Source organism: Salinispora goodfellowii (genome assembly GCF_059570675.1).
Genome location: NZ_JCANTD010000040.1, coordinates 1 through 24977 on the forward strand (window position 1 = coordinate 1; position 24977 = coordinate 24977).

The 24977-nt window shown below is 72.3% G+C and carries 22 protein-coding genes and 1 pseudogene; all 23 read left to right on the forward strand.

Going from position 1 to position 24977, the window contains the following annotated elements:
• The first annotated feature begins 758 nt into the window (after positions 1-758).
• The 23 genes and pseudogenes from T398_RS23775 to T398_RS23885 all read left to right on the forward strand — a co-directional run bounded on the left by T398_RS23775 (position 759) and on the right by T398_RS23885 (position 24977).
• On the forward strand, positions 759-1640 hold the full coding sequence (locus T398_RS23775) for a hypothetical protein (protein ID WP_496450100.1): 882 nt from the start codon (positions 759-761) through the stop codon (positions 1638-1640).
• Positions 1641-2278: 638 nt separating this feature from the next.
• Positions 2279-2689 carry a pilin gene (locus tag T398_RS23780; protein ID WP_496450101.1) on the forward strand — a complete coding sequence of 137 codons (411 nt, stop codon included), beginning with the start codon at positions 2279-2281 and terminating at the stop codon, positions 2687-2689.
• 2 nt (positions 2690-2691) lie between these two features.
• Complete coding sequence (locus T398_RS23785) at positions 2692-3603, forward strand: TrbL/VirB6 family protein (RefSeq protein WP_496450102.1); 912 nt, start codon at positions 2692-2694, stop codon at positions 3601-3603.
• Entirely contained in the window at positions 3600-4562 is a 963-nt protein-coding gene (locus T398_RS23790; protein WP_496450103.1) for a PrgI family protein, read from the forward strand. Before T398_RS23785 ends, T398_RS23790 begins: the two co-directional genes overlap by 4 nt.
• 8 nt (positions 4563-4570) lie before the next feature.
• Positions 4571-6382: a VirB4 family type IV secretion system protein gene (locus tag T398_RS23795; protein WP_496450130.1), complete on the forward strand. Its 1812-nt coding sequence runs from the start codon at positions 4571-4573 to the stop codon at positions 6380-6382.
• Positions 6383-6405: 23 nt separating this feature from the next.
• Positions 6406-8895, forward strand: a complete 2490-nt coding sequence (locus tag T398_RS23800; RefSeq protein WP_496450131.1) for a helicase HerA domain-containing protein — start codon at positions 6406-6408, stop codon at positions 8893-8895.
• 345 nt (positions 8896-9240) lie between these two features.
• A complete protein-coding gene (locus T398_RS23805) occupies positions 9241-10125 on the forward strand; it encodes a replication-relaxation family protein (RefSeq protein ID WP_496450132.1) in 885 nt (294 codons plus the stop codon).
• Positions 10126-10604: 479 nt separating this feature from the next.
• On the forward strand, positions 10605-11420 hold the full coding sequence (locus tag T398_RS23810) for a hypothetical protein (RefSeq protein WP_496450104.1): 816 nt from the start codon (positions 10605-10607) through the stop codon (positions 11418-11420).
• A gap of 426 nt (positions 11421-11846) precedes the next feature.
• Entirely contained in the window at positions 11847-12692 is an 846-nt protein-coding gene (locus T398_RS23815) for a hypothetical protein (RefSeq protein ID WP_496450105.1), read from the forward strand.
• Complete coding sequence (locus T398_RS23820) at positions 12689-13006, forward strand: hypothetical protein (RefSeq protein ID WP_496450106.1); 318 nt, start codon at positions 12689-12691, stop codon at positions 13004-13006. The genes T398_RS23815 and T398_RS23820 overlap by 4 nt, the downstream gene beginning before the upstream one ends.
• 257 nt (positions 13007-13263) lie before the next feature.
• Positions 13264-14401 (forward strand): annotated as a pseudogene (locus T398_RS23825) (FAD-dependent monooxygenase).
• A 157-nt stretch (positions 14402-14558) separates the two neighbouring features.
• Positions 14559-14825: a hypothetical protein gene (locus T398_RS23830; RefSeq protein ID WP_496450107.1), complete on the forward strand. Its 267-nt coding sequence runs from the start codon at positions 14559-14561 to the stop codon at positions 14823-14825.
• 348 nt (positions 14826-15173) lie between these two features.
• Positions 15174-15524 carry a histone-like nucleoid-structuring protein Lsr2 gene (locus tag T398_RS23835; protein ID WP_496450108.1) on the forward strand — a complete coding sequence of 117 codons (351 nt, stop codon included), beginning with the start codon at positions 15174-15176 and terminating at the stop codon, positions 15522-15524.
• A 175-nt stretch (positions 15525-15699) separates the two neighbouring features.
• Entirely contained in the window at positions 15700-16686 is a 987-nt protein-coding gene (locus tag T398_RS23840) for a MarR family transcriptional regulator (RefSeq protein ID WP_496450109.1), read from the forward strand.
• Between the two features lie 95 nt (positions 16687-16781).
• Entirely contained in the window at positions 16782-17429 is a 648-nt protein-coding gene (locus tag T398_RS23845; RefSeq protein WP_496450110.1) for a GGDEF domain-containing protein, read from the forward strand.
• A 142-nt stretch (positions 17430-17571) separates the two neighbouring features.
• Entirely contained in the window at positions 17572-18045 is a 474-nt protein-coding gene (locus T398_RS23850) for a hypothetical protein (RefSeq protein WP_496450111.1), read from the forward strand.
• A 196-nt stretch (positions 18046-18241) separates the two neighbouring features.
• The gene (locus T398_RS23855) at positions 18242-18688 is read left to right on the forward strand and encodes a hypothetical protein (protein ID WP_496450112.1); all 447 of its coding nucleotides are present in this window, start codon (positions 18242-18244) and stop codon (positions 18686-18688) included.
• A 23-nt stretch (positions 18689-18711) separates the two neighbouring features.
• Positions 18712-19749, forward strand: a complete 1038-nt coding sequence (locus T398_RS23860; RefSeq protein WP_496450113.1) for a hypothetical protein — start codon at positions 18712-18714, stop codon at positions 19747-19749.
• Positions 19750-19853: 104 nt separating this feature from the next.
• Positions 19854-20924: a peptidoglycan DD-metalloendopeptidase family protein gene (locus tag T398_RS23865; protein ID WP_496450114.1), complete on the forward strand. Its 1071-nt coding sequence runs from the start codon at positions 19854-19856 to the stop codon at positions 20922-20924.
• A gap of 114 nt (positions 20925-21038) precedes the next feature.
• Complete coding sequence (locus T398_RS23870) at positions 21039-21707, forward strand: hypothetical protein (RefSeq protein WP_496450115.1); 669 nt, start codon at positions 21039-21041, stop codon at positions 21705-21707.
• 74 nt (positions 21708-21781) lie between these two features.
• Positions 21782-22873, forward strand: coding sequence for a DUF4314 domain-containing protein (locus T398_RS23875; protein ID WP_496450116.1), 1092 nt, complete (start codon positions 21782-21784; stop codon positions 22871-22873).
• A gap of 111 nt (positions 22874-22984) precedes the next feature.
• Positions 22985-23458: a hypothetical protein gene (locus tag T398_RS23880; protein ID WP_496450117.1), complete on the forward strand. Its 474-nt coding sequence runs from the start codon at positions 22985-22987 to the stop codon at positions 23456-23458.
• Between the two features lie 349 nt (positions 23459-23807).
• Positions 23808-24977: an AAA family ATPase gene (locus T398_RS23885; RefSeq protein ID WP_496450118.1), complete on the forward strand. Its 1170-nt coding sequence runs from the start codon at positions 23808-23810 to the stop codon at positions 24975-24977.

The window sequence follows — 24977 nt, forward strand, 5'->3', positions numbered from 1 at the left end:
CGCCCTGCGACCGGAGCAGGTTGATTGAGAACGGACATCCGCTCGGCGGGCCTCGGGAACGCGGGATGAGCCGGCGGTCGCCGGCTCGACCGGGCTGGGGTCGGCGTCGTGAGATCGTCAGAGCGATCGGCCACCCCCGGCTGTCAGACACGCACGGTCACGACCACCCCGACCATTACAGCGACTTGCATCGATGACACAGGGGCGCTGGCTGATCTTGTCAGATCGCCGTCCGGTGTCCCCGACGGCGGCGGCGTCACGGAGGACGCCGGTGCTGGATTGTCACCGGAGGCGGTGGCCGTGTCAGACCGTCCCCACGCCGGACGAACGCCGTCAGACGGCGCGCCACCGCGGCGCGCAGGGTTGACGATGACATTCGGCTGCAGTGTCAGCCTGTCGCGATCTGACACCGTGCCGCCCGCGGGGCGCTGTTAGACGCTGTGAGACCGGCTGGGTCTCCGTTGTCAGACCCCTCGGCCGGTGTCGTGTCCCTCGCGGCCTTGTCCCGGGCCCTTCGCCTCCTGTCGTGTCAACGCGCAGGTCAACGAGGCTTTGTCAGAACGGTGACGCGCGCCAACGTCGGTCGTCAGTCAGCGGGTGGTCGGTGGCGGCTGGTGCTGTCGAGCCGAGGATTCATGCCTGCTGGCCTGCGTTGTCAGGGGCCGGTGAGACCGAGGTGGCGCAATGGCGGTCAGGCGCGCCGGCTCTACACCTCCGGCCCGTCATCGACATTCGTCTCTGACATGGGAGTTCGTGACATGACCGCGTCCGCCAAGGACTGGCCCGACTCACCGCTGGACGCCGTGGACACCGCGTTCGCCGCCCTGACCTGTGATCCCAATCCGTTGTCACTGGACCTCGACCCGCAGGCCGACCAACTCGGCGATGACAGCGATCTGCCCGGCGGTGTCATCGCGCTGCCGACGTTGCGGCAGTGGCTGCTGGAGCATCCCCGCGCCTACACGGCGCGTGACGTCGTGTGGCGGGAACTGGTCCGCCGCGCCCGTCTCGACGGTCCCGCCTGGGTCATCGCCGCGGTCGCCCTGGCGATGCCGGCGCTGCGCCGCTACGCCGGCCGGCTGCACACCGGCTGGGCCGGTGACGCTCACGACCTGGACGCCGAGATCCTCACCGGCTTCCTCGGCGCTCTGCGGGACCGGGTCGACCTGGCCAAGCCGGCGCCGTACGCGGCGCTGTGCATGGCGGCGTGGCGGGCCGGCCACGAGCTGCGGCAGCGTGACGGCGCCGAGGCCGTGCCGGTGGACGACCTCGACCATGTCACCGGCTCCCGTACCCCGAAGCGTCCCTACGGGCATCCGGACCTTCTCGTGCGCCGGGCGGTCGAGTTGGGCATCGTCGACGCCTGCGACGAGCAGCCCTACATCGACGTGCGGCTGGGCCGGCGGGCTATCGAACCCATCGCCGCCCGCCTCGGCCTGGAGGTCGACACGCTGCGGCGGCGCGTCGAGCGCATCGACGTCCGCATTGCCGACGCGCTCGCCGCCGGGATGCTCACCGAGGCGACCTCGCCCCGGGCGCGGGAGGACCTCGCCGCTGCGGCCGAGCGACGGCAGCACATCCGGGCCGCCCGCGGTGGCGCCCGGCCGGCCTCGGCGCGGGTGAGGCTGGCAGCCGCCTGACCGCCGACCATTCCGCAGGCTCTCCGGTCGCGGGCCCGACCATCTGGTCGGGCCCGCGACCACGTCCGGCGAACCCAGCCCCTTTCCACCGCTGCGACCGGCCCCACCCGGTACGGGGGAGAACCGCCGTGGCCGCTGCCGAGCGGGCCTGACGGATCTCTCGCGGATCTGACAGCGGCGCTGACGGGGTGTTGATTCGGCGGCTGTGAGATTCGGGGCCGAGCCGACGGCGAGGTCCGCCACCAGCGGCATGATCGTCGGAAATGCCGCTGACCCGGGCTGTCAGAGGTTTGTGAGGTCGCGTCGGAGTGCTGTGGGATCGGCAGGTGTTCGCCACGGCTCACAAACGCCGGTTTGAGGGTGCGGAACTCCTCCGACGCCACTGCGGCGTCACGCAGGGGGGTGGTTCCGCCCGCCGCCGGGCCGGGAGGCCTGGTCGGTACGGGACCGGGTGCCTCGGGTGCCGCGCCACGTTGATGCGCTGACACCTCATCGATCACCGCTTACCCGAACGGGAGGACGAGCTCCTCCCGAGGTTCACCACGGTCCCCTCCGACGGGCATCTCCCGAGCCCGGCGGCGGCCTCCTACCCACGTCGAATCGCCCCGGCGCGAGCCGGGGCGGGAGGTGCCGCCATCATGTTCCGCCCGCTGTGGGCACGTTCCCGTGCCCTGACCGCCCTGTCCCACCCGCCGATGACCACTCGCGCGCTTCGCCGCATCGCCCGCGTCGCCACGCCCGCCGCGGCGGCCGTGACGCTGCTGGCGGTGCCGGCCGCCGCCTACGCCGACCCCGGCGGCCCGGTCATCCTGGCCGCCAACGACCTACCCACCGTCATCGCCAACCTGCAGACCTGGGTGATGGGCATCCTCGCCGCCGTCGCCACCCTGTTCCTGGTCCTCGCGGGCGTGTACTGGGCCACCGCCGGTGGCGACCCGGCCCAGGTAGACAAGGCCAAGGGCGCGTTGAAGAACGCCCTGATCGGCTACGGCCTGGCCGTCCTCGCGCCGATCCTGCTGCAGGTCGTCAAGGGAATCGTCGGAGGCTGACGATGACCTGGGCGCTCGACCAGATCCTCGACTGGTTCGCCGGTCTGCTCCTGGACTGCCTCAACGGGTTGATCACCGCGATCACCCACGCGCTGCTGATCACCCCGGACGTCACCGCCCTGCCGCAGGTGCAGGCCCTGACCGGACGGTCGATCTGGGTCGTCGACACCGTCTTCGTCCTGGTGTTCGTCGCCGCCGGCGTCCTGACCATGGTCGCCGGCGGCGACGAACGGGCCCGCTACACCGCCAAGGACCTCATGCCGCGGTGTGTCGTCGGGTTCGTCACCGCCCACTTCTCCCAACTGATCGCCGGCCAACTCGTCGCGCTGGCCAACGCGTTCACCACCGCCCTGACCGAGCGGGACTTCCACGGCGACAGCGCCCTCGACGCGATCAAGACCCACCTGCTCGCCGCCCGGGACCAGACCGCCGGGCTGCTGTTCCTCGTCTGCCTGGCGATCATCGTGTTCCTGCTCGCCGCCACGGCCTGCAGTGTGATCGTCCGGTTCGCGGTCGCCCTGATCCTCACCGCGGTCGCCCCGATCGCCCTCGCCTGTCACGCCCTGCCGCAGACCGACGGGGTGGCCCGCATGTGGTGGCGCTCCTACGTCGCCATGCTGGCCATCCCGGTGGCGCAGGCGTTCGTCCTGTTCGCCGGACAGTGGATGCTGCTGGACACCAGCAACATGCTGCCGCTGCTCGGCCTACCGGTCGAACCGGGCGGCGTGCTCAACCTGTTCGTGGTGATGGTCCTGCTGTGGACCACGCTCAAGGTGCCGGGGCTACTGCGCCGCTATGCCACCAGCGGCGGCGGACGCGGCGGCAACCCGCTCGGCGCGATCGTGCGGGTCGTCGTGGTGCAGCAACTCACCCGCGGCCTGCGCATCCCCGGCCTTCGGGCGGTGGGGCGATGAGCCGCGACCGCCGCGACGAACAACCGGTCACCGCCCGGATGCCCGCCGACGTGGACGCCCCGGACAAGGTGCTCTACGGGCTGACGTTCCGGCAACTCGCGATCCTCGCCGTCGCCGCCGTCATCTTCTACGGCGCCTGGCGGGCCCTCCACGCGATCGTGCCCGCGCCGGTGCTGCTCGGCGCGGCTGTCGTGCTCGGCGGCCTGGTGTTCGGCCTCGCGGTCGGCCGCCGTGATGGACTGCCCATGGACCTGTGGCTGCTGGCCGCGGTCCGCCACTCTCGGGCGCCACGCGCGCTATCCACCACCGACACCACCGCGAAGACACCCGACTGGGTGCAGGCCCCGGCGTCGAGAGTGATGCTGCCGGCGCCGCTGAAGCTTCCCGCCGACGCCATCGACGACCACGGGGAGATCAACCTCGACGGGGTGAAGGCGGCGATGGTCGCCGCGACCAGCGTCAACCTGGCTCTGCGCACCGCCGACGAGCAGGCCGCCCTGGTTGACACCTTCGGCCGCTGGTTGAACTCGCTGTCGACGCCGACGCAGATCGTGGTGTCGGCGCAGCCGGTCGACCTGCATTCCGCCGCCCGCACCCTCGCCCAGACGGCGGACGGGATGCCGCACCCGGCTCTCGCCGACGCGGCAGCCGACCACGCACGCTTCCTCGACGACCTCGCCGAACGGCGGGACCCGCTACGCCGGCAGGTCCTCATCGTCACCCGCACCAATGCGGGTGAGCGGGGCGAGCACGCCGCCCGGCGCCGCGCCGACCAGACCGTCCGGTCCCTGTCCGGGCTCGGCGTCACGACCCGCGCCCTCGACGGCCATGCCACGACCGCCGCCCTGGCCGCCGCGGCCGACCCCTACCGGCCGCCCCGCCCCGGCGGCCTCGCCGCACCCGGCACCACCATTACCGCCCCTCCGACGAAGAAACCACGCACCAGGAGGACGTCATGATCTCCGTCATGCGCCGACGCGCTCCGAACGACGACAGCACCAGCCCGGCATCCGCAGGACTCGCGGCGACGGTAGCTCCGGCCTCGGTGGAGGTCACGCCGCGGTTCCTGCGGGTCGGAGACGGCTACGCCGCCACCCTCGTGGTCACAGGCTACCCAGCTGAGGTCGGGCCGGCGTGGCTGGAGCCGCTGCTGTCCTGGCCGGGCCGCCTCGACCTCGCCCTGCACATCGACCCGATTCCCGCGCCGGTCGCGGCGTCGCGGCTGCGGAACCAGCGGGCCAGGTTCGAATCGTCCCGTCGGGCCGACGAGCAGAAGGGCAAACTCACCGACCCGTACGTGGAGGCCGCCGCCGACGACGCCGCCGACCTCGCCGAGCGCCTCGCCCGTGGGGCAGCGAAGCTGTTCCGCGTCGGTTTGTACCTGACCGTGCACGCCCGCACCGAGACCGAACTCCTCGACGCGTGCGCGCAGGTGAAGGCCGCCGCCGCGTCCACCCTGATCGAAGTGCAGCCCGCGACGTGGCGGCATCTGCCCGGCTGGACCACCACCCTGCCCTTGGCGACGGACAGCCTGCAGATGCGCCGCACCATGGACACCCAGGCCCTGGCCGCCGCGTTCCCCCTGGCCAGCGCGGATCTGCCGGCGCCGCTGCCCGGCGACCCGGCCACCACAGGCGGGGTGCTGTACGGGGTCAACCCGGACTCGCAGGGCATCGTCTGGTGGGACCGGTGGGCGCAGGAGAACCACAACAGCGTCGTCCTCGCCCGCTCCGGTGCCGGGAAGTCCTACTTCGTCAAGCTCGACGTGCTGCGCAACCTGTACCAGGGGGTGCAGGTCTCCGTGGTTGACCCCGAGGACGAATACCTCCGCCTTGCCGACGCGGTCGGCGGCACCATCGTGCGGCTCGGGGCACCCGGCGTGAAGATCAATCCCCTGGATCTGCCGGCCGGGGACACCCGCCCGGACGTGCTCACCCGCCGCGGCCTGTTCCTCCACACGCTGATCAGCGTGTTGGTGGGGCAGCTGCCGCCGCCCGCCGAGCGCGCCGCCCTCGACCGGGCGATCCTCGCCGTCTACCGGCAGGCGGGCATCACCGCTGACCCGGCCACCCACCACCGGCCGGCGCCCTTGCTGAAGGATCTGGCCGCAACGCTGCGAGCTGACGACGCCGCCGCCGCGCACGAACTCGCCGCCCGGCTCGCCCCGTGGGTGGCTGGTTCGTACTCCGACCTGTTCGACTCCCCGACCACGACTCGCCCGGACGGGCACCTCGTGGTCTGGAGCCTGCGGCACCTGCCGGACGAGCTGCGGACCGTCGGCACTCTGCTCGCCCTGGACGAGATCTGGCGGCAGGTCGACCTGCCGCGGCAGTACCGCACCAGCTCCTCGCCGGAGGCGAGGCGGCTGGTGGTGGTGGATGAGGCGTGGTTGCTGATGAGCGACGGTGAGGGCGCCCGGTTCCTGTTCAAAATGTCGAAGGCCGGCCGGAAACGCAACGCCGGCCTGTCGGTCATCACCCAGGACGTCGCCGACGTGCTCGGCACCGACCTCGGCCAGGCCGTCGTGTCGAACGCGGCCACGCAGGTGTTGCTCAAGCAGGCCCCGCAGGCCATCGACCAGGTCGCCGACGCGTTCGGCCTGACCGCGGGCGAGCGGCGGATGCTGCTGTCCGCCCGGGTCGGGCACGGCCTGCTGATCTCCGGCACGAACCGGACCGCGTTCGAGTCGATCTCCTCCAAGGCCGAACACCTTCTCGCGACCACGAAGCCGTCCGACGTCGCCGACCTCGACTCCGACGATGGGGAGGAGGACCTGTGACACCCCTGCGTGCCCTATCGCCGATGCCGGCGCCCAGCCCGTCCGGGCCGGGCGCCGGTCTCATCTCTCCGCCAGGCGCGCCCACCCGCTGGATTCTGCACGCCGCGCAGTGGGCGGCCGACCGGCCGTGGCTGCTCGGCGTCGCCGCCGCCCTGCTCGTCGTCTACGTCGCCGGGCGGAACCTGCTCGACGGGTGGCGGCACCGCCGCCACACCGAGGGCGCCCGCCTCGTCACGGTCGCCCCACCGCCGGAGGTCGACCCGCACAGCGCCGCCGCGCTGTGGGCGAACCTGCACGGCACGCTCACCCCGTCCCGCCGGCGCAGGCTGCTCTACGGCAGCCCGCACGTGGTGTGGCAGTACACCTGGACCGGCCGGCAGCTGCTCATCTCGATCTGGGTGCCCGGCAGCGTGCCGGCCGGGGCGGTCGAGGCCGCCGTGCGGGCCGCGTGGCCCGGCGCCGCCTGCACCACCGACGACCAGGCCCCACCGCCGATCCCCCTCGATGTGCCGGCCGCCGTCGGCGGGCACCTGCTGCCGACGGCGGCGGAGTGGCTGCCGTTCGAAACCGACCACGACAACGACCCGCTGCGGGCGCTGATGTCCGCCGGGTCGCAGCTCAAGCCGGACGAGTACGCCTGCGTGCAGGTCCTCGCCCGACCGGCCACACCCCGCCGGGCGGCACGGGCGCGGCGCGCAGCCGGCCGGCTGCGCGACGGCAAGACGGCTGTACCGGCCATCAATCCGGCCGCGCCACTGCTGTGGATCCTCGAGGCGTTCCTTCCCGGCCGTACCGCCACCACCCGCAGCGGCGGCGGCCAGCCGACCGGCCGCCGGGACCCCGGCGTGGAGCGGGACGTGCGGGCGATCCTCGACAAGACCGCGCACCCACTGTGGACGATCGGCATCCGCTACGCCATCGCGAAGAACAACCACCGCGGTGGCTCCCGGCCGGAGGCCAGGCTGCGAGGTGTCGCGGACGCGGTCGCCTCGTCGTTCGCCGTCTACGCCGGCCGCAACCGCCTCGCCCACCGCGCGCGGATGACGCAACCGGTGGCCGTGCTGGCCACCCGGCGGCTCGGTGCCGGGTTCCTGGCCTCCACCCCCGAGCTGGCCGTCCTCGCCGCCCTGCCCCGGGATCTGGCCGTGCCGGGGCTGGATCGGGCGCGGGCGAAGTCCATGCCCGCCCCGGTGGCGGTGCCGACCGGCGGCCGCGGGATGAAAGTCCTCGGCGACGCCGAAGTCGGTGGCCACGCGGTGGCCCTGTCCGTCGCCGATGCGAGGTATCACATGCATGTGGTCGGATCGACGGGCTCCGGGAAGACCACCCTGCTGGTCAACATGGCCGTCGAGGACATCACAGCCGGCCGGGGCACCGTCGTCATCGACCCACACGGCGACATGGTCCTCGACATCCTCGACCGGCTCCCCGCCAGCGTCGCCGGCCGGGTGGTGCTGTTCGACCCCGACCAGCCCAACCCCCCGACCCTCAACCCGCTATCCGGCACCGACCCCGACCTCGTCGTCGACAACCTCGTGTCGATCTTCGGGAACATCTTCGCCAAGGCGTGGGGACCGCGCATGGACGACGTCATGCGGGTCGCCTGCCTGACCCTGCTGCGGCACGCCAACGTCACCCTCCAACACATCCCACCCCTGCTCAACTCGGCCCAGTTCCGGTCGGCGATGACCGTCGGCCTGGACGACCCGGCCGGCCTGTCCGGGTTCTGGCAGTGGTACGACGACCTCAACCCCGCCCTGCGCTCCCAGGTCATCGGCCCCGTCCTGGCCCGCCTGCGGGCGTTCCTGCTGCGGGACTTCGTCAAACGCACCATGCGCTACCCCCAATCGAGTTTCGACATGGGCAAGGTCCTCGACGGTGGGGCGCTACTGGTGCGCATCCCGAAGGGCCAGCTGGGTGAGGACACCAGCAAGCTGCTCGGCTCGCTCGTGCTGGCGCAGGTGTGGCAGGCCGCGACCGCCCGGGCGGGCGTGCCGGCGGACAAACGCCGGGACGCCACATTGATCATCGACGAGTGTCAGAACTTCCTGACCCTCGCCAACAGCCTGGACTCGATGTTGGCGGAGGCGCGGAAGTACCGGCTGTCGATGGTCCTCGCCCACCAGGACCTGGCCCAGTTCCCGAAGGACCTCCTCGCCGCCGCTTCGGCGAACGCCCGCAACAAGCTGTACTTCTCCGTCGCCCCCGAGGACGCCCGCGTCCTCGCGAGGCATACCTTGCCCGAACTCGACGAGCACGACCTGACCCACCTGGACGCCTACACCGCCGCCGGACGCCTCGTCGTCGCCGGGCGGCAGACACCGGCGTTCACCCTCAAGACCCGACCGCCGAAGCCGGTCGTGGGCGAGGCGACGGCGATCCGGCAGGCCGCCGCTGAGGCGGTACCGGCGCAGGACACCAGCGCGATCGATGACCTCGTCGACCGGTTCTCGGCCCGACCCGACGACAACCGCCGGGCCCGGGGCAAGAGCGGTCCGAAGGCGAACGCCTGAACGCCGCAGGGCGGTTGGCGAGAGATCGACAGACCAGGCCGACCCAGGCCGGCCGGGTCGACCGCGTCCCGGTCACCCCTTCCGTGAGGGCTTCACCAGCCCTTCACCACCGATCACCACACCGCACTGACAGATTCCGGCTCTCCGGGTCTGTCAGTGCCGCTCACCGGCGGTCACCAGCCTCCGGTGACGACCTCACCGAACTCAGACACCCTCCCCTCGGAGGGAACTCCTCTTCCGCTTGGAGCATCCACCGTGCCTACCAACAACTCCGTCTCCCGGTCGTCGTCCGCCTCGTCCTCCGGCTCCTCGTCCGGTTCCCGTTCGTCCTCCCGTCTCGCTCGTCTGGACCGGCTTCGTCGACTCACCACCCGCGATCATCAACTGTTGCGGTTGCTCGCCGAGCACTACGTCCTCTCCACCGACCAGATCACGGCAGCGCTGTTCCCGTCCCGTCGCTCTGCCCGGCTCCGACTCGCCCAGCTGCACCAGATGGAGGCGGTCAGCCGGTTCGTGGACGTCACCACCGGCAGCGGCCAGCATCTCTACACCCTCGGCCCGCTCGGTGCCGTGGTCCACCCCACCCAGTTCAACGACCCGAACCAGGCCGGTGCACGAGCTCCGAGGACCAACATCGACCGGACCGAACGCATCATCGGCAGCCGCCGCCTGGCCCACCTGCTCGGCACGAACCAGCTGTTCATCGACCTGCTCGGCTACGCCCGCACCGACGAGCACGCCCGGCTGGCGCGGTGGTGGTCCGAACAGCACACCGCCGCCGCGTTCGCCGCCGCCTCCTACGCCGCCGGCAGCGGGGCCGGGGTCCAGCCCGACGGACACGGCATCTGGCACGCCGGTGGGCGCACCGTCGGGTTCTTCCTCGAACACGACAACGGCACCGAACCCCTCGGCACCGTGCTGCGCAAGCTGCGCGGGTACGAGCAGCTCGCCCGCTACGGGCCGCGGTACCCGGTGCTGCTGCGCGTCCCCGGCCGCCGCCGCGAGCAGCACCTCCTCGACGCCCTCGCCGGAGTGCCCACCGCGATGCCCGTCGCCACCGGCCTGCACGGCGAGCACCCCGCCGGGCCTGCCTGGACGCTGACCACCGATCCGGGCCTGCGCCGCTGGCTGCATGAACTGCCCTCAGATCACGGCCCGGACAACCCGGCCACCAACCCGCACCGCTTCACCGACACCGACCTCAGCGGCCCCACCGCCCCGGAGCCCTGACGCCCACCTTCACCGCACGCGCAGGGGGGTCGTCCACCGTCGTGGGCGACTGTGAGACCGACCGGATCTCACAGCCTCACCGTTCCTCACCCGCTTAATCGAGCGGTCGTCTGACAGGGCAGGTCAACGGCACTTCTGACGATCGTGACGGCGGTCGGCGCTGACAGATCCGGCCGCTACCTTCATCGGCACCACCTTCACCCATATATCGCTCCACCCGGTCCGGTCCCACCTCGGGAACCACCGCCGCACCCCAACGGTGCGCTCCGCCCACCCGCCTCCGGGCCGGTCGGCGCCCGCGCCGCGCGGCGACCCCCAGGTCGCACCGCACCACCAGCACCAATCCGCACCATCCCGCTTCACCAGCAGCCCTCTGCTGCACCCATTCCCTGTTCGTCCCGTGAGTCGACCCATGTACCCGGTGGGCCGACCACTTCCGCGCGCCCATAGCGCGCCCCAACCCGAAGGAGGAACCCCTCATGACCGCAACCAACGGTGCCGCGACTCCGCTGAGCCGCTACGGCACCCGCGTGCCGACGGTGACGCCCCGCCCGGGCCGCAAGCCCGCCCCCGCGGCGGCCACCACCGCCAGCACCACGGCGCCCACCAGCCCGGTGGTCACGCCGACCGCGACGATCAACACCATGATCGTCTGCCTGCCCGACGGCCTGCCGTCGCAGGCCCTGACCGCCACCCAGCTCGACCGGCACTTCGGCGTGTCCGGCACCCTGCAGCCCCGTTTCTGGGCCATCCCGGACATGTGGCTGTGGCAGCGGCGCGACCTGGTCGCACCGCGCAAGGGACGTCCGGTGTACTGCGCCGGCGGACCGGTCAAGCTGCTCGACCTGGACGCCATGCGTCACGCCGCCGGCGTCGGCGCCGGCATCCGCCACCAACTGTGGCAGCAGGTCGTGCACGGCACCCGGCCGGCCACCCCGTGGCCGACCCTGCTGGCCCGCCACCTGGCGGAACCCGCCAAATACCCGCGCGAGCGGGCCGAGGCGGACTTCAACAACCAGCCCCGCGTCAACGCGATGCGGATGCACAACGCGGCCAGCTACGGCGCCGCCCACCTCAGCCCTGGTGAGCTGGAGATGTTCCAGGCAGGCCCGATGGCCTACCAGCACTACAGCGCCACCACCGCCGTGTGCGGCGACGCCCTGCTCACCCCGGACGGGCACAAGCTCGCACCCGCGAGCGACGCCCTCACCCACCGGGTGACCTACCTCGAGCAGGCGACCCGGTACCTCGACACCATCGAGACCAACCAGCGGCTGCTCGCCGTCGCCCTGTAGCACCACCGGGATCCGGAACCGGTCGGGCACCGCCACCCATCCCTTCTTCCCTGGGGATCGGCGGCGGCCCGACCGGCTCCACCCCATTCCCCACCGCGCCGCGCCGGCCACCAGCAGCAGCAGCAGACGCGAGCTCTGCAGCCGCGCCCCCTAAGCGTCCCGACCCTGCGACGCACACACCCGCCACGACGAGTGCGGCCACACCCCCACACCACGTTGACCACCACCTGACCACGCTCGCTTGGGGCTTACGTCCGACCCGGTCCTGCGGGCCGTGCGCCGTACCCACGGGCCGAAGCAGCGTGGCGTGGACCCACTGCCGGCCCCGCGCGGCACTCGCCCGGCGCCCCGGGCTGGGGCTCCCCGCAAGCCCGGCCAGCGAACGGCCGACCTTTCCCTCTTCCCCTACCAGGAGGTTTCTTCGCCATGTCCGACCGACTGTGGTTCCGCGTCGAGGACGTCCTGCCCCTCGCTGAACACGCCGCCGCCTCGAGCAGGCACCTGAGGACCGGGCAGCAGTACCGCGCTGGCGCCCGGGACCAGGCTGCGCTCATCTGGTCCCACGACACCGACGGTGACTGGTTGTCCTCCAACGGGATCCCCCGCTGGTACGACGCCGACGGCGCCGACCACCGGGCCCTCGCCGAAACCTGGACCCACACCGCCACCGGCGCCACCGGCAACCCGGTCCCCGCCGACGACGGACACGGATTCCTGCCCCTGCACGCCGACCACCGTGACGGCCGGCGGGACCTGCTCGACCTGCTCCGCTACGCCCACCACCACGGGCTGCACTGGCTCGGGCTTCACCCCGACCCGGCGAGCGAGACCACCGGCGACCGCTACCGCATCTCCCGCCACCGCGGCGACATCACCCCACCGCTGGCCACCTGGACCCCGGCGACCGTGACCTGCGACGTGGTCGGCGGCGGCGCCTACCGCGCCATGGTCGCCCCCGGCTACACCACCCTCACCCGCACCGGGCTGCTGTGCCGCTTCCCGCTGTTCGCGGTGCAGCGTATGGCCACCCACCTCGACGGCCTCTACCCCGGCGACATGCCGGGCGAACATCCTCGGCTGCGGTTCGACGGCGACGAGGTCGCCGTCGAGTGGGAGGACGACGACGGCTTGGACGGTCGCTGGGTCGAGGACGACCGGGTCGTCCCGGACGCCAACCGCTGCTACGCCATCGGCGCCTACCAGTGGCCGTGGACCCTCGTCGCGTCCGAGACGACCTTCCGCGCCGCCGACCCGAAGGACCGGTCGCGGTGATCGTCGACGAGGCGTTCCAGCCGGGCGGGCCAGGCTGCTACGAGCTGACCCGCGTGCACCACACCGACGGGTACGTCCTGCGGGTACGGGTCTACCGCGACAGCTACGCCAAGCAGAGTACCGCGGTCGCCGAGGTCCTCACCCCACTGTTCACCTGGACCATCATCGCCAGCAGCCCCGGTCACAGCTGGCACCGCACCACCCCGACCACCTCACCAGACGCGACGCCGTTGATCCCGGTCGCCGACGAGGTGCTGCAGCGGGCGCGGCGGATCCTTCCCACGCCGCCGCCGTTCACCACGCCCGGCCGGTAACCCCACCAAGGCCGCACCCTGCCGCGCTGCCCGCCGCTCGGTCGCACCTCGCGCACCAGCCGGCGCAGCCCGGCCCCGCTCCTCGCACACGTCCATCCACCCGCCGCACCACGGCGGCTGACCCGCGCGTCCACGGCCCGCCGCCGGTGACGCGCTTTCTCACTGGCACGACCTGGCCGATGCCCGGCCACCCGCGCACTCGCGCAGACCCGGGCACGGCCGTGCCCGGGTTCCCACCCCTGCCGAAGGGAACCCTCATGACATCCACCAGCAGGCCCCGCATCGCGGTCGTCGGCGGCAGCATCACCGGCCCCGTCACCGCGCTGCTGTTGCTGCACGCCGGATTTGACGACGTCATCGTCTACGAGGCCGCGCCGGCGTCCGCGCCCTTGGGCGGCGGCCTCATCGGCCTGGAACATCCCGCCCTGGACGTGCTCGACCGCCTCGACATCCCGCAACACGAGTTCGTCGCCCACGACTCCGAGGCCATCGTCCAGATGACCATCCGCGACCGCCACCCCGCCGAGACCATCCGACGCACTTACCCGGGCCGCAACACCACCTGGACGCTGCTGCACCAGGCGCTGACTCGCCGCCTCCCCGCCGGGGTCCTGCACACCGGCATGAAGGTCACCGCCCTGGCCGAACAGACCGGCCAGGGCGGAGCTGTGGTTCCGCGACGGCCACACCGAGGCCGCCGACCTGGTCGTGTTCGCCGACGGCCGATCCTCCACCGGCCGCCGGCTGCTCGACCCCGACCGGAACCTGCGGTACGCCGGCTACGTCGCCCACCGCGGCATCGCCGACACCACCCCTGAGCCTGGGCTGCGGGACTTCCTGAGGCTGCAGCCCTGCCCCGGCGCGCAGTTCAACCTCGCCCCGGTACCCGGCGGCTGCGACTGGACCTTCTACCTCAACTGCACCAGCAGCGAATACACGCAGCGGTTCGGCGCCGACCCCACCCGCCGGGTCTTCGCCCTACCCAGACACGTCGGCCCCGCCGCCCGCACCCACGTCGACACCCACGCCGACCTGCTGCTGCCGGCCGACCACGCCGCCGTCGTCCACGCCACCACCACCCGGATGGCGGTACCGGTCCTCGACATCACCCCACCAAACCGCATGGTCTGGCCGCTCGGCGCAGGCCACGCCGTGCTGCTCGGCGACGCCCTCGCCCCCGTCCGCCCGCACACCGCCCGCGGCGCCAACAACGGCATCGAACAGGCCGCCGGCCTCATCGCCGCCCTCACCCAGCACCGCAAGTACGCCGCCGACCTCACCGCCGCCCTGCACGGCTGGCAACGCCGACACCTGCCCGCCGCCGTCGCCGCCGTGCACCGCGGGCCCGCCATCGGCCACCAGCTCGGCCTCGGCACTGAGCAACCCACCCAGTAACCCCAAAGGCCGTGGTGGGTCTGCCGCAAGGTGCGTTATGGCTGGCCGCGACAGCTTCGAGCTGCGCCGGATGCATCAACTCGGCAGGCGGGGTCGCGCGAGTGTCGGTCTGCCACACACGGCTACGCCACGTTCAGCTGTAGGAAGGAAAAACATCATGTCTGAGGACCTGACTCACGAGATGCGCAGCGCGTTGGAACCCGGTGAGATGGTCACCGTCGACGCCACGCTCCTCGAGGACATGGGCCCGTATCTGTACGTTGTCATCGACGGTTTCCTCGACCCCCGGTATACCCTCGCTTGTCTCGGCGGCGACGGCTACCAGTGGCCCAACGTTGAGCGTTCACACCTGAGCCCCGTGTCGCCGGGGCACATCGTCCGCGTGATCGATTCCGACGGCGGGGTCGGATACATGGCCGCGTAACCAGGCCCGGACCGGTGGGTACGGGTTTCCGGCGCCGTCCTCTCCGCAGCGGCAGCGACGCCTGACCGGTTGCGGGCTACGGCTATACCGGTCCGACTGCTGCGGCCATCGGCGCGTCGCCATGCCGTCGGCACGGCGCCGTCGTCGCCCAGCACCGCATCCGCTTACTTCACAGGTTCAGACTTCTCAAGGATCACGGTGAGGTCATCGCACTCCTGACAGCTCTGCGTACGTGGCAGCACCGGCAGCTGCCCGCCGCGCTGCCACCGGCCCTCATCGGCCATCGGCTCGGGCTCGGCACCCGCCGACCCGCTCAAGAACCACTCCATCGGCAGGAGGTCGCCCCTCGTGGCTACCAAAACCACCGCGATCGTCGTCGACGACCTTGACGGCTCCACCGACGACGTCGCCACCTACCAGTTCGCCTTCAACGGCGTCACCTACGAAATCGACCTGTCCGCCGGCAACTTCGACCGGATGGCTGCGGCGTTCGGCCCGTTCATCACGGCCGGGCGGCGCCTGCCGAAACAGCCCCGGGCACCTCGGCGGCAGCGCGGCGCCGCGACCGACCGCGCCCAGAGCCAGGAGATCCGCACCTGGTGGTGGACCGTCAACTGGCAGGAGCTGAATCTGCCCCGGCCGCGAACCGGGGGCGTCATCCCCGCCGGGGTGCGCGACGCCTACCACGCCGCGCACTGACCCCGGTCCCAACGTGCCGCCCGGCGAGATTGCCGGGCGGCACACCTGTGCGCGTCGCCGGAGTCCCGCAGTACGGGCAGACGACTTGATCAATGCCCGATTCGAAGCGTGGATCAGTGCACGCGCCTCACTCACCAACGCCTGCCCACGGCAGGAGAAAGGGGGCCACGCGCCCATGAATACCACCCCAATCGACACGACCACCGGTGCGGCCGTAACACCGCAGCCGGCGCCCAGCGTGGCGAAGGTTCTCACCGCGGTGCACCGGCTCGGTGAGGCCACCGCCGCCGCCATCGCCACCGAAGCCGGCCTCGGCTACTCGACCACCACCCCGAAACTGCGCACCCTGGAAGCCGCGGGACTGGCCGAACCCACTCGCGACGAGCGTGGACGCAGCCTGTGGCGGCTGACCGACACCGGCCGCGCGCACGCCGAACAGGGCGGCGAACATGGCCAGCCCGAGCCGGAACCCGCCCTCCGCGACACCGCCGCAGAATCCGGGCCGCGCGGCGACGACCCGCAGGAAACCGGAGAGGCTACCGGGCAGGACCACGACCAGCCACCAGCCTTCGAAGCCCTCGCCGACGGGCAGTTCGAAGCTGTCCAGGAGCCGACATCGCCCGCTCCAAGCGACGTCGAGGCGGCACCCGACGAAGCCACCGAAACCGACGACGACGAGACCGACGACGGCGGAGACAGCGACCGCTCCACCGCCGATTCCGAGGTTCCGGTCACGACCGACGACACCGACCCGGCCATCGGGACACCTTCGGCGAACGAGGCGGACTCCGGACAGGTCACACCCGACTTGCCTCCCGCCAGCATGGCCGCCGACAGCACCACGGGCGACGCCGCCACGGAAAGATCACCCGCCGTGCCCTCGGGCACGGAGGCGGCGGGCGAGGCGGCGCAGGCCCCTACCCGGCGGGCGTCGGGCAGCCTGCGCGGCGCGATCCTCGACATCCTCGAGGCCAACCCCGGCCAGCGGTACAAGGTCAGCGAGCTGTGCAAGCTGGTCGACCGGGCCAACGAGGGAACCGGCGCGAAGAAGGCCAGCGCCGGGGCGGTCCACAACGCCGCCGTGAAACTCGTCGAGGCCGGGCGGGTGGTCCTGGCCGCCGAGAAACCCGTCACGTTCGCCCTCACCGACCCCGCCGCCTGAACGACCCCGCCCTGCCGGTAGCCCGGAGGCGGGCGTCGAACTTCCCGGAACCACGCCCGCCCCCGGTGCTCCTTACCTGACAAGGAGCTTCCGAAGTGTCTCCCATCCTGACCTCGATCGTCACCGCCGCCGGGGGAATCCTCGCCGGTCTCGCCCTCGCCGCAGCGCTGCTGTGGCGCCAGCAGCAGGCGCTGACCCGCGCCCGCTACGCCGCCGACCACGACGACACCACCGGCCTGCCCAACCGGCGGGCCCTGCTCGCCGCCCTCACCCGCGCCACCCGCACCGATGGCCCGTTCGGGCTCGTCCTCCTCGACCTCGACCATTTCAAGGCCATCAACGACACCTTCGGCCACGAGGCCGGCAACGACGTCCTTACCGAGGTCGGCCGACGGCTGGCCGCCCTGCGAGGACCGGTGCGGCTCGCCGCGCGCCTGTCCGGCGACGAGTACGCCCTGCTGATCGACGGCGGCGCCGACGACGTCGCCGCAGCAGCCCGCGCCGCTTGGCGGACGGTCGGCCGTCACCCCGTCGACCTCGGCGCACACATCGTGGCCGTACGCGCCAGCGTCGGGCACACCACCGCCGCCCTCGGCGTCGACCCCCGCACCCTGCTGCGTCAGGCCGACATCGCCATGTACCAGGCCAAGGAGACCGGATCCGGGGTTCACGGCGCGAGCGCCACCACCGGCCACACCGGTCTGCCACCGGGCACCCGCCTGCGGGACCTGCGGCACCGCTGACCGCTCACGGTCGCACCAGGAGGACCTCGCGCCCGTCGACGGGCGCGAGGTCCTCACCGTGCCCCATCTCCACCCCGCCCCCGACTGCTGTCCCCGTCCTCGGCGACGGTCGCCGAGAACCCGTATACGGAGCGCACCCACCATGAGCAGCCCTCACACCTACACCGTCGGCGACCGGGTGATCATCGACCCGGCGGTGGCCCGCGCCAGCACCCGGGGCGTCACCTACCGCGTCACCCGGCTACTGCCGGTCAACGTCGTCGTCGAACCCGTCGACGGCGGCCGACCCGTGAAGGTCAACCCCACCTACCTGCGGCCCGCCCCCGCAGCGGACATCACCACCAGCGGTAGCACCACCAGCGCTAGTACCGGCGGCGAGTGGACCATGATCCACGAGGCGCCGCTGCATTCGGGCACCCTCGTCACCGTCGCCGGAGCGGGCTGGAAGCAGCCTCCCGGCGAGCTGTACGTGGTGCTGCGCGACACCGGCACCGGCCGCGTCTCCCTCGTCCCGCTCGGCGGCAACAACGGCCGCTACTGGCGTGGCGTCTCCCGCCACCTGCTCACCACCGTCGACCCCACCCGCGTACGCCTCGACCCAGAACAGACCACCTGAACCACGGACCCTCGCCGTCGTACGGGGCCGGGCAAGGTCCTGCCCGCCCCATGCGACTTGACCTTCATTGAGAGATGAGCGTCGATCACCGCTGGTCGTCGTCCGTCGTCCGGACACCAGCATTCCCGAGGGCCCCGACGCGAGTCGGGCGGCGACCGCGCATGCCCGCGATCCGCCGACCGAAGGGCCACCCGCCATGGCACATCCCGCACATCCCAAGGGCCGCAGCCGGCGCCCCAGCGACCGCACCGCCGTCCCGGACGACGTCACTGACCGGCTCCTGTGGGCCCTCGCGGTCGACGTCGCCGCCGCCCACCAACTCGGACCCGACGGCGCCTGCGCGAACCTGCAGTGCCGTGGGCAGGACGGCCCCTGCTGGGCGCTGCGCACCGCCCGCCGCGCCGAACAACAGGCCCGGTGCGCACCCACCACCCTCGCCCCGGCGCCCCCGCCGCCGTCGCCGCGCCCGGCCGGGGTCGCACGGGGACGCGCCCCCGTGCCCGCCCCGCCGCGTCGCTTCCCCGGCTGGTTCACCCCCGCTCGCCCGCCGGCACCCCTGACGAAGCCCGCGCCGGTACCGGACGCGGTGCCGCTGGAATCCCGCGTCTACCGGCGTCCACCTGCGGCGGCGTTGGCCGCCTAAGTACGCACCCCTGGAGGCAACTGGTGAACTTCCTACCGAACGACACGCTCGCGGGCTACGCCCGCACCGCCGTCGACCTGCGTGCCCGCATGGTCGACTACCACCGCAGCCCGCTTGCGGCGCAGTACCTGCAGGCGTTCTTCGGCAGCCGCCTGGCCAACCACCCCGAACCCAGCCCCGACGGGATCGCGAAGGTCCTCACCGCGGTGCGCGCCATCACCGCCAATCCGTGGCGATTCGGCGAGCCATATGTCATCGCCCCGGCGATGACCGCGATCGTCGCCGCCGCCGCGGCGGCCCTCGACCTGACCGGCGAGGTGCTCCCGGCCGACATCGCCCCTGACGACGGTGGGGTGCTGTTCCTCCCCGAACCGATCTACCATCGCAGCCTCCGCGGTGAGGTGTCCTCGATCGGGGCTATCACCTGGGCCTGCACCACCAACACCAGCAGCGGCCGGTCGTTCTGGGCCATCGCTGGCTGGGCCGACCACCGCGACCCGCACGACCCGGCGGCCGTCCGGCGTCGCGCGCAACTCGCTGACCGGCCCGATCTCGCCCGCCAGTTCGGCCCCTACGTGCTGACCGACTTCACCGAGATCCCCATCGGTCAACCCGTCGACCCCCGCCCCGACCTGCCCCTCCTCGACGCAGAAGACCGCGACTGGGAACCGGCACCCGACGGCAGGTTCTGCATCGACGAGAACACCACCCCGATGCGCGCCTGCGCCGCTATCGCCTACGCCTTCTGGCGCATCCAGGCCCAACCCCTGGCCACTGTCGCCGCCGCCCCGTTGGACCGCGCGGCGCGGCGCCGTGCTGTGCGGGCCAGCATCCGCCACGACACCCGCGTGGTCATGCTGCGCCGCACCAGCCCCCTCGCCGAACCCACCGGCGGCGAACCGAAGTGGCACTACCGGGTGCGGTTCGTCGTGCGCGGCCACTGGCGACGCCTGATCGACCGCGACGGCCACCCCTACCGGATCTGGATCAACGCCCACATCAAAGGCCCCGACGGGGCACCCCTGCTGCACGGCGAAAAGGTGGCCGTCCTCGCGCGCTGATTCCCTGCACCCGCCCGAAGGCCGCGCGACGCCCCTCCAGGCCCGCGCGGCCTTCGTCGTCCCCGCGCCCCGCCGGCCCGTCCCGCCCTTGAAGGAGTCCAGTCATGACCACCCGCGTGCTGTCCGGGATCGCTATCGCAGTCGTCGGTGTCCTGCTGCTGTGCTCCGGACTGGCTACCACCCTGATCTTCGGCGGCGGCGCCGGTGCCTGCGGTACGGCAACCAGTGCCACACCCACCGCCTCGGCGGCTTCGCCCACCCCCACCCTGGGCGGGATCGGTCCGGTCGGTGACTGGAACGCCGAGCAGGTTGGCAACGCCGCCACGATCACCGCCGTCGGCATGCGTCTCGGCGTCGCGCCCCGCGGCTGGGTCGTCGCCGTGGCCACCGCGATGCAGGAATCCTCCCTGATCAACACACCCGGTGGGGACCGCGACTCGGTCGGCCTGTTTCAACAGCGGCCATCCCAGGGGTGGGGCACCCCCGAGCAGCTACGGGACCCGCAGTACGCGGCGACGAAGTTCTACCAGAAGCTGCTGGCCGTCGACGGCTGGCAAGCGATGCCCCTGACCGTCGCCGCCCAACGGGTGCAGCGGTCGGCCTTCCCAGACGCCTACGCCAAGTGGGAACCCGACGCCACCCACATCGTCGCCGCCCTGACCGGCGTCAGCGCCGGCCTCGCCGCCTGCGGCGTGACCGTCAGCGCCCAAGGCTGGACACAGCCTGTGCACGGGGACGTCGGCTCCGGCTTCCGCACCCCGGGTCGGCCCAGCCACGACGGCGTCGACCTGATCGTGCCCAAGGACACCCCGATCCACGCCGCGTCCGTCGGCACCGTCACCGTCGTGCGCTGCAACGCCGTCGACGTGCGCACCGGCGCCGAGTGGGGCTGCGACCGCGACGGCGACCCCACTCTCACCCGCGGCTGCGGCTGGTACGTCGACATCACTCACCCCGGCGGGGCGATCACCCGCTACTGCCACATGCTCACCCACCCCTCCGTCGCCGAGGGCCAACAGGTCGCAGCCGGTGACGTCATCGGCGTCTCCGGCAGCTCCGGCCACTCGTCCGGACCGCACCTGCACTTCGAGGTGCACCTCGGTGACCACACCTCCGGCACGGCCGTCGACCCGGTCGCCTTCATGGCCTCCGTCGGCGCGCCCCTCAACCAGTAGTCGCCATCGCGAACGTCGGCGGCGGCTGCGTGATCCACCCCCAGCTCGGCGGGCGGCCCGCCCCGGGACGACCACCGCAACCCCCATCCACACAACCCTGAGGAGGAAAAGCCCGTGAGCACACCCACGCTCATCGGTGTCGCGGCGCTCCGCGGCAGGTACACCGCACGCTGGATCCAGTTCGGCGAGGACCCGCAGGTTCTGGTGCCGCTGCTGCGCCGGATCTGGACCGACACGTTCAGCCGTGACACCGGCGCCATGGCCGCCGCGCTGCTGGCCCACGACTGGTGGTCCCTCGCTGTCAACCCCAAGCCCCGCCGCTGGGACCAGCAGCAGCCCGTACCGGGCCTGGGCTACCCCGCCGACAACGACACCGTCCGGCGGGGCGCGTTGCGGGAGGACGTCGACGGGGCCCTGGAGTGGCTGTACCTGCTGCACCTCGACCAGCGGCGGCTGGTGGTGTACGAGGCGACGGTCCACGGCCGCTGGCTGCGGCACAGCGCCCACCACCTCGACCCCGCCGACGAACTGTTCATCACCGAACCCGCCGACGACGACGGCGGCGGCCCGGAGATGACGGTGTGCACCGTCTGCGGCGCGGTCGACGAGATCGACCACGTCGAGATGCCGTCCATGGCCGGCTACGGCTACGACACCGCCACCAGCTGCACCCGCTGCGGCTCCTCGGTCGCCACCGACCCGATGTTCGGCGACCACGTCACCCGCAAGCCCTGGCCGCCGCACAACCCCACGACGGGTGACGCGACGGGCAGCGCCCGATGAACACACCCGACCCCACGCCCTCGCCGCCCACCAGCGGCAGCGATGGCCCGTCCACTCACCGATCGGAGACCACCATGAGCTACCAGCCTGGCCAGCGCGTCGCGCTGATTCACACCAGCGACCCACATACCCGGCTGCGTGCCGGCGACACCGGCACCGTCCGCCGCCACGACCAGCGGCAGAACCTCGTCGAGGTCGCCTGGGACAGCGGCTCCACGCTGTCGATGTGCCTCGACGACGGCGACCGCATCGCACCAGCCGCCACCCCGCCGCCCACCGGCGATCTGGTCGGCGAGGCCACCGAATGGGCCGCCGCGCTGCGGCGCATGCGGGCCGCCGGCACCGAGGCCGGCCACACCGCCGCCGCATGGTGGGCGCAGGACACCATCGGCGCCCGGGTCAGCGGCGACACCCGCCTGGCCGCCCGCCGGATCCTGGCCGGCATCCACGACGGCGATCCCGCCGTCCTCGACACGTTGCCCCACTTCTCCTCGGCTGGAGACTCGGTCGATGCCGCAGGGTGGGAGCTGTTCGCCGACGCCACCGGCGATGTCTCCGGCTGGTTCGGGCTGCGCATCCAGCAGCGCGACGAGGCGATGACCGTCTACCGCGACGCCTTCGCCACCGCCGCCGAGGAGCGTGTCGCCGAACTGTGTCACCTCGCGGCCAGCCCCACCGGCCGCGACGTGTCCCACCTGCACCCCGACCGGGTACATCTCGGCGACGTCGGCGTGTTCTCCGGCGAGTGGGCGATGACCGTCGGCCCGGACGGCGATGACCGCTTCGAGATCGGCTTCGTCGGCACCCTGATCGACCACTGGAACGGGTGGGCGGTGTTCTCCTGCACCCGCCCGGTGGCGGAGGCGATCGTCGCCGACCAGCACCGGCTCCGCGACCAGCACCGCCGCAGCCTGCGCGAGCAGGGCGTGGCGGAGGACGACCTGGATCGCCGGGTCGACGCGGATCTGGCCGACCTGTCCTTCGACGGAGACGTCCTCGTGGTCGACCAGCGCGCCCTATCAGACGATCCGGAAGCCATCGAACGCGTCGCCCCGGACGGTGACGGCCGGTACGTGGTGATGGGCCGCAGCTGGTGCTGGGAGGCCGTCGACCCGTACGCCTGCGACCGGATCGTCGGCGACCTGCCCGAACCCGACCAGGCATAGGCCCAGCGACCCCCGGCCAGGCCGCGCCGCGTCACCCGGAACCGAGCCGTCTCCGGCAGCGGCACCCGACACACCACCACGACAGGTAGGACCAACAGGAAGGAAAACCACGTGACCATCCGTACTCAAGAGGAGATCGTCACCCGGGTCTGGGCTCTGCGGGCCAACCGACAGGACATCCTCGGCTTCCGGGAGGACGTGCTCGTGGAGGCACTCGACCTCGACCACGCCCGCCAGGTCATCACCCCCCGCCACCCGGTTGAGTGGACCCAGCGGGTCGACCACGAGACCTACGCCCGGGACTACCTCGATTTCGCCATCGGGAAGATCCTCGACCACCGGGGCAACTCGGCGACCCGGTCTGTGGACAAGCTCAGCGAACTCGCCTGGCTCCTCGGCCGCGACGACATCGTGGCCGGGATGGACCACGCCGGTTACCCGATGTACGGGGCGCCCAAGGTCAAGGCGTTCGCCGACGGGTTCGGCTGGCCGTTCCTCGACGGCGACGACGGGCTGGCCCTGGCCCGGATGGCTGACGGTCAGCAGTGCGACCCGCAGGGCTGCGAACGGGGCTGCGCCGACTGACCGCGACCTGGCGACCGGCCCAGCTCCCGACCCTCGACGTGCCCGCGTAGACAGCCGGCACGTCAGCGATCCCGCGCCCCGCACCAATTCGACTTGATCGATTTGGCGGTGGGGCGTTCCATCGTCGGCGCAGACACCGCCCGCGCGGCGTCGACACCGACCAGCACGCACCGGCGGCGACCCGACGTGCCGCCGTAACTCTTCAGCACCACCGGGGTGTGGTCGCCCACCCGCCCGGCCCGACCAGGCCGGCACGGGGTTGGCCCCACCCGTCTCCGCTGTGCGGTACCCACCGCCCGCGCACCCGGAGACGGGTGCGCGGGCCTGACCTTGGAATCGAGGCATCACCATGACCACACCAATCCCACCGGCCCCCCAGGCCGGCGCACCGCAGAACAACCCGGCCGCGACCGACACACCCACCGCGGAGCCCGCCTCCGGCCGGTCCGGCTACCTGTACCGGAAGGTGGCCCTGCACCTGGCCGACCACCCCGACCAGATTCTCAAGACCGGGGAGATCACCCGGGCGATCGGCGCGCCATCCTCGGGGGCGGTGTTCGAGGTGCTTAAGAAGATGGCCGCCGCCGGGCACGCCACCCACCACCGCGACCCGCACCACCGTTTCCAGATCACCCAGGCCGGCATCGACGCCGCCGGCACCCTCCCACCCGCCGCGCCCCGCACCCGCTCCAGCAGAAGCGGCGGCGGTGGTGGCCGGCAGGGACGGCCCGCGCCCGTACCGCGACCGAACGGCACGCTGTACCACCCGCGGCGGCTCGGCCGGGGCTGGGACGTCGAGGAACTACAGCGACTGCGCACCCAGCAGGTGCCGGTGCTGCTGTACGGGCCGCCCGGGACCGGCAAGACCGCCATGGTCGAGGCCGCGTTCCCCGACCTGCTGACCGTCGCCGGCACCGGCGACACCGTCGTCGACGACTTCCTCGGCTCCTACAACCCGATCCCCGGCGGCGGCTACGAGTTCGTCCACGGACCCCTCGTCACCGCCATGCGGGAGGGACGGGTGCTACTGGTCGACGACGCCACCCTCATCCCGCCCCGCGTCCTGGCCGTGCTGTACCCGGCAATGGACGGCCGCGGGATCATCACCATCCCCGCCCACGGCAACGAGACCGTGGAAGCCGTCGACGGGTTCTACATCGCCGCCGGCCACAACCCGGGCGTACACGGCGCGGTGCTCACCGAGGCCCTCGCCTCCCGGTTCACCGTCCACCTGCACGTCACCACCGACTGGGACCTCGCCCGCCAACTCGGCGTTCCCAAGCCCGTCGTCGCCGCGGCGATCGACCTCAACGCCGACCTCGCCGCCGGCAAGACGGTGTGGGCGCCGCAGCTACGCGAACTGCTCGGCTTCGTAAAGGTCCGCGACCACCTGGGCATGCCCGCCGCCCTGGCCAACCTGGCCGGCATCGCCCCCGAGGACGCCCGCGACGACGTCACCGCCGCCCTGTCCCGCCACACCGGCACACCCATCACCGCGCTCGCCCTCGGCAAGCGCTGA